The sequence below is a fragment of the Variovorax sp. R-27 genome, from assembly GCF_049913215.1.
Lineage (GTDB): Bacteria > Pseudomonadota > Gammaproteobacteria > Burkholderiales > Burkholderiaceae_C > Variovorax.
Genome location: NZ_CP183984.1, coordinates 6,469,232 through 6,483,684, shown reverse-complemented (window position 1 = coordinate 6,483,684; position 14,453 = coordinate 6,469,232). Strand labels below are relative to the sequence as shown.

Sequence of the window (14,453 nt, the reverse complement as noted above, 5' to 3'; positions counted from 1 at the left end):
CGGCTGGTATCTCCTCCGGAGACAGTCGTCCATGACCCGTCGACCGCTGCTGCTGCACCTCTTGTCCATAGCCGCCCTCGCGGCCACGGGACTGCCCCGCGTAGCGAAGGCGCAGGCCGCATACCCCGCCAGGCCCATCCGCTGGATCGTGCCGTACCCCGCGGGGGCCGGCGCCGACATCGTCGCGCGAACCATCGGCACGCAGCTCGCCATCGACGCAGGCCAGCCGGTGATCATCGAGAACCGCGCAGGCGGCAACACCGCGCTCGGCGCCATCGAGGCCGCGCGCGCCCCGGCCGACGGCTACACGCTGCTGTCGGCCGACAACGGCACGCTGGTGTTCAACCCCGCGCTGTATCGCAACCTCAGCTACAACCCCTCGCGCGACTTCGCGCCCGTCACCCTGCTGGGCCGGCTGCCGATGGTGCTGCTGGTAGGCCCTTCCAGCGGCGTGAGGGACGCGCGCGCCTTCATCGACGATGCGCGCGCCTTTCCCGGCAAGGTCAGCTTTGCCTCGGCCGGCACCGGCAGTCCGCAGCACCTGGCGATGGAGCTGCTCGAACGCGAAGCCGGGCTGGAGATGGTGCACGTGCCCTACCGCGGCGCCGCGCCCGCGCTGGCCGACGTGGCGGGCGGCCAGTTGCCGGTGCTGATGTGCGACCTGGCCGCGTCGCGCCGCTTCATCCAGGGTGGCAAGCTGCGCGCGCTGGCGGTGGCGCACCCGCAGCGGCTGAAGGAACTGCCCAACGTACCCACCTTTGCCGAGCTAGGCATGCCGCGCGTCGAAGCTGCCGCGTTCATGGGCCTGGTGGTGCCCGCCAACACCCCGGGCGAGATCGTGACGCGGCTGCAGCAGTCGGTGGCCAGCGCCATCCACAACCCCGCCGTGCTGCGCAAGCTTGCCGAGTTCGGTGTCGAGCCGGTGGGCGATGCGCCTTCGCAGTTCGCGGCGCTGCTGCAGGGCGAGTCGGCGCGCTGGCATCCGCTGATCCGCGATCTCAATCTCTCGCTCGACTGAGCCGGTCCTTTACGGCAACTTTGCGCATGTGCCGAGCCTTCCTCACTTTGAACTAAGAGTCGCTGCCTAGATTGGCGCATCGCACAGAAAAGGTCGGCGAGGCGGGTCGCAAGGGGCAGGCCGGTCCTCCCGAGACCCATGACCACGAGCCGGTTCCACCACGTCATTTTTGCGGACGACTTCTTCCGCTCTCCAGCCAACGGGCTGCAGTATCACGCCGCCAACCGGCGCTTCCTCCGGGGCTTCTTCGACACCGCGCTGGGACGCCTGGGCCTGCCGGTGCGCGAGATCACGCCGCTGTCGGAAGGCGGCCGCATCGACGTCGAGCGCCTGATGGACCGGCTGGAGCTGCCCTGCACCCCGGTCGGCTGGGCGCGCGCTTGCATCGCCAACCTGTTGCCGCTGGCCGGGCGCGAGGGCCTGCCGATGTTCGACCCCGGCTGCCTCGTGATCGGCTGGGGCCTCACGCCCGCGCTGCAGCAGTGCATAGACCGCAGCGGCGCGAGCTACCTGGACATCGAGATCGATCCGCGCCGCTTCACCGAGCATCTGCACTTCTGCGCGCGCACCAATGACCCCGTGATCGAAGCCGTGCTGCTGTCGCGTCGCGTGGACGAAGAGCTGTTCTGGAACCACGCGAGCGCGCTCAAGGGCCGCTTCGCGCGCCACGGCGCGGCCTCGCTGTTCGACCCGCGGCTGCGCGTGGGCCTGTTCTTCGGCCAGAGCCTGGTCGACCTGTCGCTGGTCAGCGGTGGACGCACCATGCACCCGGCCAGCGTGATCGCACCGCTGCGCGAGCTGGCGAACAGCGTCGACCTGCTGGTCATCAAGCCGCACCCTTATGAGAATGCGTTGCACGACCTGGCGCCCATTGCGCGCGCCATTCCCAATGTGGCGTGGACAAAGGAGAACACGTACGCGCTGTTGTCCGCGGCAAACGTGCATTTCGCTGCCAGCCTGTCGTCTAGCGTGCTGACCGAGGCGCGCTACTTTCGCAAGCCCGCGCACGCGCTGATCCGCGCCGACCGCAATGCGGCCGGGTTGCTGCCTGAGACCTGCTCAGACTGGATCCCCGTGGGCGCCGCGTTGGGCGCGATGGATTTCATGGCCGCGGCCTGCGGCGCCGACGACAACAACAATGCCAGGCCGAGCCTCACGGCCTGGCCCGAAGCGGCGATCGACCGCGCCTTCCTCACGCGCTGGGGCCTCGACGACCAGACACAGGGCCTGCCCGAGGTGGCCGAGCTGCAGATGGGCCGTTCCTACCTGTTCCATCCCGGCAGCCCCGCGATGAGCTGGCTCAGTCATGGCTGGGCGGGCTTCGACGGCGATGGCGCGCGCAGCGAGGGCGAGCTGGCCTGCCTCGTCATTCCCCTGCCTTCGTTGGCGCAGTCACCTGTGCTGTCGCACCAGCGACCGTACCGGCTCGAGGTGAGCATCGACTACCGCAGCAACGCCAAGGCCACCAGCGTGCTCGCCATGTTCGACGGCACGGTGCTGCCGGGTCAGCGCGGCACTGGCGCACGGCGGCGCAGCCTGGTGTTCGAGATCGAACCGACGGCGGGACGCAAGTGCCTGGTGCTGCAGTTCGTCGTGGCCGCCGGCACGGGGCGCCGCATGGCCCAACCGGCCTTCACCATCAGGAAGCTGCAGGTGTCGCTGCGCATGGGCCGGGGAGTGATCTCCGCGCCGCCGAAGACGACAGCGAAGCAGTGGTCCGAGATGCATCCGGTGCGTGCGATGACGCGGGCGTTTCGCGCGTTGATCGATACGGCGCGTGGGGTTATCGGGTAGCTGTCGAGGCAAGGCCGTACAGCAGCGTAGTCCAGTGCCGGAGCCGTTCGATGGCCCCCTGTCGCCCCGCAGTGGAATCCGCCACGCTAGCCGGCAGTGCAAGCAATTCGCCGGCCGCGGCGGCAACTGCCCGCGCAAACTTCGGCGCATCGCCGCGCCACACCACCACGCGATGCGCCAGACCAAGCTGCGCCGCGCGCCCCGCGTTGATCGCCTGCTCCGGCTGGTCGGTCAGCAGCAGCAGGATCGGTTTTCGGTAGACCGCCGCGATAGACAGCGCCGCCATGCCCGGTGCCGAAACGATGAACGCGCTGTGCGCTGCCGCCTCTATCCAGTGCTCGTCGCGCGCATGCCAGTGCGGCCTGTGGGCATAGCCTTCGCCGACGAGATGTGCTGGCACGCCTGCGTCGGCAAGACCCTGTTCGAGGCCGTCGGCCAGTGCCGGCTCCTGGAAATGCGGGTTGAGGTACACGGCAGCCGCGCGCTGTGCCGCTTCGCTGTGGTCCACCGCATCGACCACCGCAACCGGCGTGGCCAGCCGGTGGCGGCCGTGGCCGTCGTGCTGCGGCTCGCCATAAGCGAAGTCGTGCTCGATGCGCGCGAGGCTGCGGTCGATCTGCCACGCCACGATGCCGCCGAACAGCTTTGCAATCGCGCCGGGCATCCGTCCCTTGAAATTGGTTTCGAGCGCGCGGCGCAGGCTGGCGCCGTACACGTGCACGACCTTGCGCCGCCAGAACGGCAGCCAGCCCATCAGCAGCAGCGCGGGGTGGAACGAGTCGTTCACCACCAGGTCGGCTTCACGAAAGCGTGCGCGCAGCCGCCACACGTCACGCAGCATGCGTTCGGGGCGGAACATGTAGTGCGCCACGTTGCGGTCGGTCTCGCGGCGCAGCATGTTCTGCTGCGTGTCGAACTGCACGGCGTAATGGCGCGAGAGCACTGGCGCATCGATGCCGAAGCCGGCGAGAAAGCGCGCGCCTTCGTCCGAGGTGGTGAGCACCTGCACCTGCGCGCCGGCTCCGCGCAGCGCATGGGCCAGCAGCTGCGCACGCATCAGGTGGCCGCGCGCGTCCGCGGTCGCGAGGTAGAGGATGCGCGGCGGCATCGCTCAGGCGTGATGCTGCTGCACCGGCCGCGCTGCGCCGGGGCGCAGCCGCAGCGCCACGCCGGCGATCCACATGCCTAGTGCGCCCGTGACGCCGAAGCCGCGCTCGGTGTCGCGCACCTCGCGCATCAGTTGCACGAGCCGCGCCTCTTCATGCGGCGCCACACAGCGCTGCAAGGTGTGGCTGCACAGACGGATGTGGCGGTCTTCATCAATCAGCACGCGCGACAGCAGCGGGTGCAGCGCATGTTGCGGGCCGATCAGCGCGCAATGGCGCTGCAGGATGCGCGAGGCCATCTGCTCCGCCGAGAGGCCGATGGCATAGGCCGGCACCAGCCCGCCGTGCGCAAAGTGCGGCGCATGGCGGCGAATGAGCGCCTGCCAGCGCGCGAGCTTGCGGCGGCTGAACCAGTCGGGCTGCGGCGCCTCTTCGGGTGAAGCTGCCGCCTGCGCGTTGCCGCCGCGCTCAACGATGGCCTGCGCGAACAGCCGCGCATGGTGTTGCTCGTCGGCCAGGTGCTGGTCGAGCTGGCGCGCCAGCCACTCGGGCGGGGCGATGCGCAGTTCGCGCTGCAGCGCCTGCTCGGACGATTCCTCGCCCACCAGATAGAAGCGCAGCAACAGCATCTCACCAGCATTGCTCGCATGCAGCTGGCGCAGTGCGGCGCGCTTGACGTGGTGCACGAGGCGGGCCTGCAGGGCCGGCCAGCCGCGCAAGGTGGGCGCAGAGAGGCAGTCGAAGCCGGCTGCGATGTCGTCGGGCGGCTCAGCGGCCATCGGCCTTGGCCTTCGTGGTCTGTGGTGTCTGCTGCTGCCAGCCCAGCACCAGCCCGATGAAGCTGTCCTGCAGGAAGGCGCGCGCGGCGGCATCGGCACCCGCGAATTCGCGTTGCTGGCCGTCGTAGCGCACATAGCCCTTGCCGTTGGTGGCGCCGAGCACGAGCTTCTCGTTCTTGCGGAAGCCGCGCTGCAGCAACGGCTGCAGCAGCGACTGCGATTCGAGCCCGTACAGGAACATGTCGCGCTGCACCACCTGGTGCGGGATCTGGCCGCTCAGCGCCTGCAGCTCCAGCGTCCAGTTGCCCTGCTGCATGGCCTCGGCCAGTTGCATCCCCCTGGCGGCCGGCGCATGAAAGCGCGCGCGCGCCACCGACTTCGAGGCCTTGCTCAGGCCGAGACCGATGGTGATGTCGGCGTCCCTTGCGCCATTCGTGCGGTTGTCTTCCACCTGCACCAGCACGTTGGCCAGGCGCGCGGTCAGCGAAGGCTTGGCCAGCGCCTCGACGACCTGGTCGGCTGTGAGCAGCACATGGTCGGTGGTCGCCTCGTTCACCGCCACGATCTGGTACGGGTCGATGCGGATGTCGCTGAACTCGCCGCCCATGGGCGAGTGGGCGTGGCTGCTCACCGACCACTCGCTGCCCGAACGGCTCACCAGCGCATGAAAGGTCAGCGGCACGCGCTGGCCGCTGCGCGCCTGGCCGGAACCTTGCAACAGCACGTCGCCGACGATGGTTTTCTCGTTGTAGCTGCGCGTGTTGACAAAGCGGATGGTGTGCGCGGCGCTGTCGAGCGCGGCACGGGTGTCGGGGTCGTCGAGGGCAAGGCGGTTGCAGTCGTTGCCGGGGCCCGCGAGCGCGGCGAAGGGGCAGCCGGCGTCGGACTTGAAGTTGAAGACGCCGCGGCCGACAAAGTCGGCTGCACTCGCCAGCGAGAAGGCGCCGGCGAGCGCGAGGCCGAGCGTCAGCTGGCGAGCGATGAATGAAGAGCGAATTGGCATGTTCTTGTCTTGTTGTTCTTCTGGAAGAGAAGGAAGGCGCGAAAGGCGTTCAGGGCCGGTGATACGAAAGCGCCTGCGCGTCGGCGTTGGTGCTGCCCGTGGTGTGCCACCCGATGCCGCGCGCGAACGCACCCAGCATGTCGACCGCCGAGAAGCCGAGGATCAGCGCCACGCCCGCGAGCCAGCGCAGCCCGCGCAGCGGCGGCAGGTCTTGATGATTGAGCGCCTTCACGCTGAACCCCAGCCGGGTGAACAGCACGGCCAGCGGCCCGATCGGCCCGCTCTTCGCGAGCCACTGCCAGCGCGGCGATACGTAGCTGCGCAGCAGGTGCGGCGTGAGCGAGTACGTGTCCTGCCCGCGCATCCAGCGCAGCTTGAGCGCCTCGGCGCGCGTGTCGGGCAGGCGGTGTTCGGTGTGGGCCTGTGCCGCGTAGTGGATCGGCACGCCCGCCGCCTTCAGCCGCATGCCCAGCACCTGGCAGTGCGCGCGGTACACGCCGTCGAGCGCCTGGTAGCTGTGCTGCTCGAACACGTCGCGGCGGAAGGCCACGTTGTTCGCGTAGAAGTTGCTCGTGGCGCCGGCATGGTCGGCATTGGGGAAGTACATGAAGTCGATGGTCGTGAGCGCTGTGCCGACCACGTTGGCCGCGTAGCTGGTGCGGCCAGCCACCACGGCGGGCGCGTCGCTCCACGTGAACGGCAGCAGCATCTGCAGCAGCCAGTCGTCGTCGGGCAGGCAGTCGGCGTCGGCGAACACCACGTGCGTGCAGCGTTGCGCATCGGTGGCCTCGAAGCCGACGTTCTTGGCGTCGTAATAACCGGTGGCGGCGTCGATGCGCACGAAGTCGACCGGGCAGCCTGCGAGCTTGCTCACGGCCTCGCAGGTGGCCGGGCTCAGCCCGTCGTGCGTGACGACCACCTGCGCGAGCGCGGTGAGCGGCAGTTTCTGCTTCGCCAGCAGGGCGACGAGACGCTGCAGGCTGGTGCCTGCTTTGGCCTCGGCATCGGCTCCGCCGCGCAGGTTGTTGGTCTCCAGGACCAGCGCGCAACGCGCGGCAACTTGATCGGGCATCATCGAATTTTCCTGTCCGGACATTGTTTTGAAGGCTTGCATCCTGCTTTTATCGCACAACCGCGCCCGCCACCAGTGCCGTGCGCCATGGGCTCGCCCATGAAAGTCAGCATCTTCGGCGCCGGCTACGTGGGCCTGAGCTTTGCCGCCTGCCTGGCCGAAGCGGGCCACGAAGTGCTGTGCGCGGACGCGGATTTGGCTCGCATCGAAGGGCTGCAGCGCGGCCTGATGCCCTTGCATGAACCGGACCTGGAGGCGCTGCTGGCCGCTGGCCTGGCCGCGGGAACGCTGCAGTTCACCGCCGACGAGCGCACGGCCTGCCTGCATGGCGACGTGCTCTTCATCGTGGTGAACACGCCGGCCGATGCCGAAGGCCGCGTCGACCTGCGCCATGTGATGGCCGTGGCCGCTGGCATCGGGCGGCACCGTGACCGCGAGGCGGTGGTCGTGTGCAAGTCGACCGCGCCGGTGGGCACTGCCGACCAGGTCGAGGCGGTATTGAGCGGCGAGCTTTCGCAACGCGGCGCGCGGCTTCGCATCGCGGTGGCGGCGAACCCCGAGTTCCTGCGCGAAGGCTCGGCCGTGCGCGACTGCCGGCGGCCCGACCGCGTGGTGATCGGCAGCGAAAACCCGTGGGCCGTCGACCTGCTGGCCCGGCTCTACGAACCCTTCATCGAGGACCCGAAGCAGATGCTGGTGATGGACCGCCGCTCCGCCGAGCTCACCAAGTACGCGGCCAACGCCATGCTCGCCACCCGCATCAGCTTCATGAACGAGATGGCCCGCCTGGCCGAGCATGCGGGTGCCGACATCGAGATGGTGCGACGCGGCATCGGCGCTGACCGGCGCATCGGGCCCGACTTTCTGCAGGCGGGCGCGGGCTATGGCGGCTCGTGCCTCGCGAAGGATGTGCGGGCGCTGAGGTACGCGGCCGACCGCGACGGCCATGCCTTGCGCATCCTCTCGGCGGTCGAGGCCACGAACCACGAGCAGAAGAGCCGGCTGTTCGACCTGATGACGCACCACTTCGAAGGCCGCATCGCGGGCAAGACCATCGCCGTGTGGGGCCTGGCCTTCAAGCCAGATACCGACGACATGCGCGATGCGCCGAGCCTCGTGCTGCTGGGGCGGCTGTGGGCCGCCGGTGCGCGCGTGCAGGTCTACGACCCGGCGGCAATGCCGAACGCACGCGGCCTCATCGGCGAGCGCGATGACGTGCGCTGGTGCGACACGGCGCAAGAGGCGCTGCAGGGCGCCGATGTGCTGGCACTCGTCACCGAGTGGGCGGAGTTCCGGCGGCCTGATTTCGCGGGCATCGCGAAGGCACTGCGCACGCCGGCGATCTTCGATGGCCGCAATGTCTACGACGCCGCGGAGGTCGAGTCCGTGGGCATCGCGTACTACGGCATCGGCCGCGGCCGATCGTCACTGCTCCATTGAGTCGTCCAGCGGCAGGAAGGCATCGCCCGGTGTGAGCGGCGCATGCCGGTAGCTTGCCGGCGTGCGACTCAGCTTCACCGGCGCGCCGATGCCGCGATATCCGCCGGGCATCTCCACCACCATCTCGCGGTGCAGCGTGTGCGGATGCTGCAGCGCGGCATCGACTGGCAGCACTGGCGCGGCGGGCACGCCGGCCGCCATCAGTTGCTCGACCAGCGCGCGGCCATCGAAGGCCGCCATCGCCGCCTCGAGTTGCTGCTTGAGTCCGTCGCGATGCACCGAGCGCGCGCCGGCCGTGCGGTAGAGCGGATCGTCCGCCAGATCGGGCAGCCCGATGCAGCGGCACAGGCTGGCGAACTGCCGGTCGTTGCCCACGGCCACGAACACCGGGTCGGTGCCGGTGGCCAGCGCGTCGTACGGGTAGATGTTCGGATGCGCATTGCCGGTGCGGCGCGGCTCGGTGCCGTCCATGAACCAGTTGGCCGCGTGCGGATGCAGCAGCGACAGGCCGCTGTCGTACAGCGCTGCCTCCACGAACTGCCCACGCCCGCTGCGCTGGCGCTCCTGCAGAGCGAGCAGCACGCCGATGACCGCGTTCAGCCCGGTCACCATGTCGACCACCGGCAGGCCCACGCGCAGCGGACCGCCGTCGGCTTCGCCGTTGATGCTCATGATGCCGGTCATGGCCTGCACGGCGGCGTCATAGCCCGGCAGCGCACCCAGCGGGCCGTCGGCGCCGAAGCCCGACACGCGGCACCACACGAGGCGCGGAAAGCGCTGCGACAGCGTTTCGTAGCCGATGCCCCAGCGTTCCATCGTGCCGGTCTTGAAGTTCTCGATCAGCACGTCGGCTTCGGCCACCAGCGCGAGCAGTGCAGTGCGGCCTTCTTCCGTCGAGAAGTCGAGGTGCTGCACGCGCTTGTTGCGGTTGAGCCCGTGGTAGTACGAGGCCACGCCTTCCCTGAAGGGCGGGCCCCATGTGCGCGTGTCGTCGCCCTGTGGCGGCTCGACCTTGAGCACGTCGGCTCCGTGATCGCCGAGGATCTGGCCGCAGTAGGGGCCGCCGAGGATGCGGGAGATGTCGAGGACGCGGATGCCTGCGAGGGCGCCTTGGGCTTGTGTCATTGCTGGTCCTTGGATTTGTTTTGTTCGTTCATTCGGGGCGAGTGCACAGGCCACCGGGTACTCCCCTCCGCGAATGTCCCCCGGCCTTCGGCCTCCTCCTTTATTTCGCTGCGGGGAGTACCCGGCGCCCTGTGCACAGGGAACGCCATGCTTGTTCCGGCGGTTTAACCGCTGCGCTGAACGATCACGCCGATGGGGTGCCTTGCGCAGCGAAATAAAGGAGGAGGCCGCAGGCCGGGGGACATTCGCGGAGCAAGGTACCCCGTCGGCGTGAGCGCGCCCCGAATGACGGCATCAATCGAGCTGCGCCCCCGACTTCTTCACCACGTCTTTCCACTTCACAGACTCGCTACCAATGAACTGCCCCAGCTTCTGCGGCGAAGTGTCGGCCGAAGCTTCGAGGCCTTGCGCCGCGAACATCTGCTTCACCTTGGGCGAGTTCAGCACTTCGGCGAAGGCATGGTTGAGCTTGCTCACGCGGTCGGCTGGCGTGCCGGCCGGCGCGACGATGCCGAAGAACACGCTCACGTCGTAGCCCTTGTAGCCCTGCTCCGAAATCGTCGGTACGTCGGGCAGCGCCTGCGAGCGCGCGACGGTGGCCACGCCCAGTGCGCGCAGCTTGCCGGCCTTGACGTAAGGCAGCGCGGTGAGGATGTCGGTGAAGGTCATGCTGACCTGGTTGCCCAGCAGGTCGTTGAGCGCAGGGCCGGTGCCCTTGTAGGGAATGTGCTGCAGGTCGGTGCCGGCCACCGAGTTGAAGAGCACGCCCGCGAGGTGCGACGACGCGCCGTTGCCCGACGATGCATAGCTGAGCTTGCCGGGGTTGGCCTTGGCGTAGGCCACGAGCTCCGGCACGGTCTTCACGGGCAGGGCGGGGTTCACCACCAGGATGTTGGGCAGGTAGCCGACCTGGATCACCGGCGCGAAGCTCTTCACCGGGTCGTAGTTGATCTTGCGGTACAGGCTCGCGTTGATGGCCAACGGGCCCGAGGTGCCGAACAGCAGCGTGTGGCCGTCGGCCTCGGCGCGCGCCACGTATTCGGCGCCGATGTTGCCGCCGGCGCCTGCGCGGTTCTCCACGATCATGGACTGGCCGAGGCGGTCTTTCATCTCGGCGGCCAGCGTGCGGGCCATCGCGTCGGTGGGGCCGCCGGGCGGGAAGGGAACGACCAGCATCAGGGGCTTGGTGGGGAAGGCGTCGGCGGCTTGCGCTGCGGGCATTGCTGTCAGCAGCGTGGCGCAGGCGGCCAGCAGGAAGGTGAGGCGTTTCAAGGGATGTCTCCGTTTTTGTAAGAGGGAAAGGAAGCTCAGGCCGGCACTGTCGCGGATTGAACGGTGGCGGCGTTCCAGTCCGCGGGCATGGCATCGGGCGAGAGCGGATCGCGCGGCAGCACGCGATGCAGCAGCACCAGTTGCGCCCAGCGCATGCGTGGTGCGGAGCCGCCGTGTGCGGCCTCCCAGGCCATCGCGATGGCGCTGGTGCAGTGATAAAGCGCCGATGCGGCCTGCCGCGCGAGCACGTCGCCGCCTTCACGCGCGGCGGTTTCGGTCAGCGCGGCGGCGCGGTCGAGCGCATCGCGCAAGGCCTTCGCGAAGCCAGGAGCGAGCGCCGCATCGCCCAGCAGCTTCGCGCAGTGCGCGCGCAGCACCGGCAGCGAGCCTTCGCGCTTCACCGCGCGAATCACGTCGAGCGCCACGATGTTGCTCGTGCCTTCCCAGATCGAGCCCAGGTGCGCGTCGCGCACGAGGCGCGCATCGCTCCATTCCTCGATGTAGCCGCAGCCGCCGCGCACTTCCATCGCGTCGCCCGTGACCTTGCGCGCATCGCGGCAGGCGCGGAACTTGATGAGCGGCGTGAGGATGCGCAGCAGCGCATACGCGTCGGGCTCGGCCGCGTCGGAACGCGCGAGCGCCAGGGCCGTCTGGCACACCATCGTGCGCGCCTGCTCGGCCGGCAGGCGCAGCTTGTCTAGTTGACGCTGCATCAGCGGCATCTGGTCGAGCGTGCGGCCGAAGGCGCGGCGCTCGGATGCGATGAACTCGGCCTCGGCCACCGCACGGCGCATCAGGCCGGCAGCGCGCACGCCGTTCGACAGGCGCGAGTTGTTGACCATGTCTGCCATCTGCACGAAGCCGCGGCCCGCTTCGCCCACGAGGTACGCGACCGCGCCTTCGAGGCGGATCTCGCCGCTGGCCATCGAGCGCGTGCCCAGCTTGTCCTTCAGCCGGATGATTCGGTAGTGGTTGAGGCTGCCATCTTCGAGCCGGCGCGGCAGCAGGAACAGCGACACGCCCTTCATGCCGGGCAAGCCGTCGTCGGCGCGTGCCAGCACCATCGCGAAGTCGGCATCGGGGTTGGAGCAGAACCACTTGTCGCCAGTGAGGCGCCAGCCGCCGTCGGCTTCCTGGTGCGCCATCGTGGCGGTGGCGGCAATGTCGGAGCCGGCGGCCTGCTCGGTCATGAACATCGCGCCTTGCGCCAGCTCGTCGAAGTCGAGAGAGGTCAGGCGCGGCAGGTACTTTGCGAGCAGCTCCGGGCTGCCGAACTTCTTCAGCGTGCGCGTGAGGGAGTCGGTCATCGACACCGGGCAGCACAGGCCGAATTCCGCCTGCACGAACAGGTAGGTCAGCACGTACTTGACCAGCGGCGGCATCTTGCCCTTCCAGCCCAGCGTGTCGTCGCGATGAGAGATGGCGGCCAGGCCGAATTCGCTGAGCGCGAGGCGTTCCATTTCGACGTAGGCGGGGTGCTTCACGACCTTCTGCTCGTCGAGGCCGGTGCGCGTGCGTTGCTTCAGCACGGGCGGGTTGCGGTCGGCGGTGCCGGCCAGCTCGTCGAGCAGGCCGCCCGCGAGGCCGCCCAGGCGCTCGAAGTGCGGCTGCATGTGGCGGCGCAGGTCGTCGGGCAGGTAGAGCGCGAGCAGTGCGTGCAGCTCGGCGTCGGTGGTGAACAGGTTCTGGCCGTGGCGATCGGGGATCGGATGGGCGTGCTCTGCGGACATGCGCTTTGTCTCCATGGTTTCCTTGGTTTGGCGCATTGTTGAAGCCGCGACGATCCGTGTCTAATATCGATTTGGTCTTGTTCGATTCGATCTGACTATCCATGGAACTGCGGCACCTGCGCTACTTCTCCGTGCTCGCCGAAGAACTGCACTTCGGGCGGGCAGCGCGGCGCCTGTCGATCTCGCAGCCGCCGCTGTCGGTGGCGATCCGGCAGCTGGAAGACAACGTGGGCGCGCGGCTGTTCGAGCGCAACAGCAAGGAGGTGCGGCTCACGCCCGCCGGCGAGGCGCTGCGCATTTCGGCACGGCGCGTGCTGCTGCAGGCGGAAGAAGCCGCCATCGAGGCGCGCGACGTGGCGCTGGGCTCGGCAGGGCGGCTGCGCATCGGCTTCGTGGGCGCGATGCTGTACCGGGGCCTGCCGCAGGCGCTGCGTGCCTTCCAGGCGAAGCACCCGGCGGTGCGCATCACGCTGAGCGAACTCAACTCCGGCGTGCAGATCACCGAGCTGCTGAACGACCGGCTGGACATCGGCTTTGCCCACACGCGCCGCGTGCCGCTCGAACTGCAGCACCGGCTGTTGCTGTCCGAACCCTTCGTGGCCTGCCTGCCGGCTGGGCATGCGCTGGCGCGCAAGCGGGTGCTGGCGCCGGCCGACCTGCGCGACCAGCCCTTCGTGCTGTTCTCGCGCGAGGCCTCACCCGACTATCACGAGCGCATCCTGTCGATCTGCGCCGATGCGGGCTTTCTGCCCGAGGTGCGCCACGAGGTGCGCCATTGGCTGGCCGTGGTCTCGCTGGTGTCGCAGGGCATGGGCGTGGCGCTGGTGCCGCAGGCGATGCGGCATTCGGCCCTGCGCGGCGCGGTGTTCAGGCCGCTCGACCGGGTGGTGGCGCAGTCGGAGGCCTATGGCATCTGGCGCAACGGACCGGCCAATGTGCTGGTCGAGCGGCTGCTGCAGGGCGTGGTCGACGCGCAGCCGGCCGCCGCCGGGCCGCCCCAAGGCGGCCGGGCCTCCCCCTTGGGGGGTGGAGAATTACACGCAGCGAAGCGGAGTGAAAAGCCGGGGGGCCGACATTTCTAGGCGTAAAGGGGCTCTTCGGCCATCTGCTCGCACTGGTCTTCCAGCACGAGGATCTGCCCCTTCCAGTAGTCGCTGGAGCCGAACCACGGAAAGTTGATCGGGAAGATCGGGTCTTCCCAGCGCCGTGCCAGCCAGGCGCTGTAGTGGATGAGCCGCAGCGTGCGCAGCGGCTCGATCAGCGCCAGCTCGCGGCGGTCGAATTCGCGGAACTGCTCGTAGCCGTCGAGCAGGCCCGACAGTTGCGACGTGCGCTGTGCGCGGTCGCCCGACAGCAGCATCCACAGGTCTTGCACCGCGAAGCCGGTGCGCGCGTCGTCGAGGTCGACGAAGTGCGGGCCGCCGCCGGGGCGGTCGGTGGGCGTCCACAGGATGTTGCCGGGATGCACGTCGCCATGCAGGCGCAGCTTGCGGGGCTTGAAGTCGGAGGCCGGTGGCTGCAGCGCGAGGGCGGTCGCGCGAACCATGTCCAGCGCCTCGTTGCAGATCTTTTCCCAGTCGCGCTGCATGTCGAGCGGAATCTTGTCGTTCTCCAGCAGCCAGTCGCGCGAGTCGAGGCCGAAGGTCTGCAGGTCGAGCGCGGGGCGGGCCTCGAAAGGCTTGGCGCTGCCCACGGTATGGATGCGCGCCAGAAAGCGGCCGACCCATTCGAGCACCTCGAAGTTATCGAGCTCTGGTGCGCGGCCGCCGCGGTAGGGGCTCACGCTGAAGGCGAAGCCGGCGTGGTGATGCAGCGTCTTGCCGTCGAAGGCCAGCGGCGGCACGGCCGGCACTTCGCCGGCGGCCAGTTCGAGCGAGAAGCCGTGCTCTTCGAGGATCTCGGCTTCGCTCCAGCGGCCGGGGCGGTAGAACTTGACCACCACGGCACTGCGATCCTCCAGGTAGACCTGGTAGACCCGGTTTTCATAGGAGTTCAGGCCTGTGAGCCGGCCGTCGCCGTACAGGCCGAGCGTCGCGAGCGCGTCGAGCACCACGTCTGGCGTGAGGCTCTCGTAAGGATGTGTGTTCGCGGGCGCCGCGGAAGAAAGGGTCATG

Annotated in this window: 12 protein-coding genes; 4 read left to right on the top strand and 8 right to left on the bottom strand. The window is 68.9% G+C overall.

From position 1 onward, the window contains the following. Nucleotides 1-31: 31 nt before the first annotated feature. Together ACN9MV_RS30475 and ACN9MV_RS30470 are read left to right on the top strand one after the other, a co-directional pair. Nucleotides 32-1,018 (top strand): Bug family tripartite tricarboxylate transporter substrate binding protein, encoded by a 987-nt coding sequence (locus ACN9MV_RS30475; protein ID WP_426390680.1) that lies wholly within the window; start codon nucleotides 32-34, stop codon nucleotides 1,016-1,018. A 138-nt stretch (nucleotides 1,019-1,156) separates the two neighbouring features. Then, a complete protein-coding gene (locus tag ACN9MV_RS30470) occupies nucleotides 1,157-2,812 on the top strand; it encodes a hypothetical protein (RefSeq protein WP_426390679.1) in 1,656 nt (551 codons plus the stop codon). On the opposite strand, the gene ACN9MV_RS30465 is transcribed toward ACN9MV_RS30470, so the two are convergent. From ACN9MV_RS30465 to ACN9MV_RS30450, 4 genes are read right to left on the bottom strand one after another with little or no spacing between them, the layout of a single operon-like run. Beyond that, nucleotides 2,802-3,920 (bottom strand): hypothetical protein, encoded by a 1,119-nt coding sequence (locus ACN9MV_RS30465; RefSeq protein ID WP_426390678.1) that lies wholly within the window; start codon nucleotides 3,918-3,920, stop codon nucleotides 2,802-2,804. The two genes, ACN9MV_RS30470 and ACN9MV_RS30465, sit on opposite strands and share 11 nt — an antisense overlap. Nucleotides 3,921-3,923: 3 nt before the next feature. Next, nucleotides 3,924-4,697, bottom strand: a complete 774-nt coding sequence (locus ACN9MV_RS30460; protein ID WP_426390677.1) for a hypothetical protein — start codon at nucleotides 4,695-4,697, stop codon at nucleotides 3,924-3,926. Continuing rightward, nucleotides 4,687-5,700 (bottom strand): hypothetical protein, encoded by a 1,014-nt coding sequence (locus ACN9MV_RS30455; RefSeq protein ID WP_426390676.1) that lies wholly within the window; start codon nucleotides 5,698-5,700, stop codon nucleotides 4,687-4,689. Before ACN9MV_RS30455 ends, ACN9MV_RS30460 begins: the two co-directional genes overlap by 11 nt. A gap of 49 nt (nucleotides 5,701-5,749) precedes the next feature. Beyond that, nucleotides 5,750-6,775, bottom strand: coding sequence for a glycosyltransferase (locus ACN9MV_RS30450; protein ID WP_097197749.1), 1,026 nt, complete (start codon nucleotides 6,773-6,775; stop codon nucleotides 5,750-5,752). Nucleotides 6,776-6,871: 96 nt separating this feature from the next. Between ACN9MV_RS30450 and ACN9MV_RS30445 the strand changes: the two genes are divergently transcribed. Beyond that, a complete protein-coding gene (locus ACN9MV_RS30445) occupies nucleotides 6,872-8,212 on the top strand; it encodes a UDP-glucose dehydrogenase family protein (RefSeq protein WP_426390675.1) in 1,341 nt (446 codons plus the stop codon). Here ACN9MV_RS30445 and ACN9MV_RS30440 read toward each other — a convergent pair. The 3 genes from ACN9MV_RS30440 to ACN9MV_RS30430 all read right to left on the bottom strand — a co-directional run bounded on the left by ACN9MV_RS30440 (nucleotide 8,198) and on the right by ACN9MV_RS30430 (nucleotide 12,339). Further along, entirely contained in the window at nucleotides 8,198-9,337 is a 1,140-nt protein-coding gene (locus ACN9MV_RS30440) for a CaiB/BaiF CoA transferase family protein (protein WP_426390674.1), read from the bottom strand. The two genes, ACN9MV_RS30445 and ACN9MV_RS30440, sit on opposite strands and share 15 nt — an antisense overlap. A 294-nt stretch (nucleotides 9,338-9,631) precedes the next feature. After that, on the bottom strand, nucleotides 9,632-10,609 hold the full coding sequence (locus ACN9MV_RS30435) for a Bug family tripartite tricarboxylate transporter substrate binding protein (RefSeq protein WP_426390673.1): 978 nt from the start codon (nucleotides 10,607-10,609) through the stop codon (nucleotides 9,632-9,634). Between the two features lie 35 nt (nucleotides 10,610-10,644). After that, a complete protein-coding gene (locus tag ACN9MV_RS30430; protein ID WP_426390672.1) occupies nucleotides 10,645-12,339 on the bottom strand; it encodes an acyl-CoA dehydrogenase family protein in 1,695 nt (564 codons plus the stop codon). 101 nt (nucleotides 12,340-12,440) lie between these two features. Between ACN9MV_RS30430 and ACN9MV_RS30425 the strand changes: the two genes are divergently transcribed. Then, nucleotides 12,441-13,421: a LysR family transcriptional regulator gene (locus ACN9MV_RS30425; RefSeq protein WP_426390671.1), complete on the top strand. Its 981-nt coding sequence runs from the start codon at nucleotides 12,441-12,443 to the stop codon at nucleotides 13,419-13,421. Here ACN9MV_RS30425 and ACN9MV_RS30420 read toward each other — a convergent pair. After that, nucleotides 13,418-14,452 (bottom strand): serine/threonine protein kinase, encoded by a 1,035-nt coding sequence (locus tag ACN9MV_RS30420; RefSeq protein WP_426390670.1) that lies wholly within the window; start codon nucleotides 14,450-14,452, stop codon nucleotides 13,418-13,420. The two genes, ACN9MV_RS30425 and ACN9MV_RS30420, sit on opposite strands and share 4 nt — an antisense overlap. Nucleotide 14,453 lies beyond the last annotated feature (1 nt).

Coding starts and splice junctions, on each gene's coding strand:
- ACN9MV_RS30475 (WP_426390680.1), top strand. CDS start 32: ATGACCCGTCGACCGCTGCTGCTGCACCTCTTGTCCATAGCCGCCCTC.
- ACN9MV_RS30470 (WP_426390679.1), top strand. CDS start 1,157: ATGACCACGAGCCGGTTCCACCACGTCATTTTTGCGGACGACTTCTTC.
- ACN9MV_RS30465 (WP_426390678.1), bottom strand. CDS start 3,920: ATGCCGCCGCGCATCCTCTACCTCGCGACCGCGGACGCGCGCGGCCAC.
- ACN9MV_RS30460 (WP_426390677.1), bottom strand. CDS start 4,697: ATGGCCGCTGAGCCGCCCGACGACATCGCAGCCGGCTTCGACTGCCTC.
- ACN9MV_RS30455 (WP_426390676.1), bottom strand. CDS start 5,700: ATGCCAATTCGCTCTTCATTCATCGCTCGCCAGCTGACGCTCGGCCTC.
- ACN9MV_RS30450 (WP_097197749.1), bottom strand. CDS start 6,775: ATGATGCCCGATCAAGTTGCCGCGCGTTGCGCGCTGGTCCTGGAGACC.
- ACN9MV_RS30445 (WP_426390675.1), top strand. CDS start 6,872: ATGAAAGTCAGCATCTTCGGCGCCGGCTACGTGGGCCTGAGCTTTGCC.
- ACN9MV_RS30440 (WP_426390674.1), bottom strand. CDS start 9,337: ATGACACAAGCCCAAGGCGCCCTCGCAGGCATCCGCGTCCTCGACATC.
- ACN9MV_RS30430 (WP_426390672.1), bottom strand. CDS start 12,339: ATGTCCGCAGAGCACGCCCATCCGATCCCCGATCGCCACGGCCAGAAC.
- ACN9MV_RS30425 (WP_426390671.1), top strand. CDS start 12,441: ATGGAACTGCGGCACCTGCGCTACTTCTCCGTGCTCGCCGAAGAACTG.
- ACN9MV_RS30420 (WP_426390670.1), bottom strand. CDS start 14,452: ATGACCCTTTCTTCCGCGGCGCCCGCGAACACACATCCTTACGAGAGC.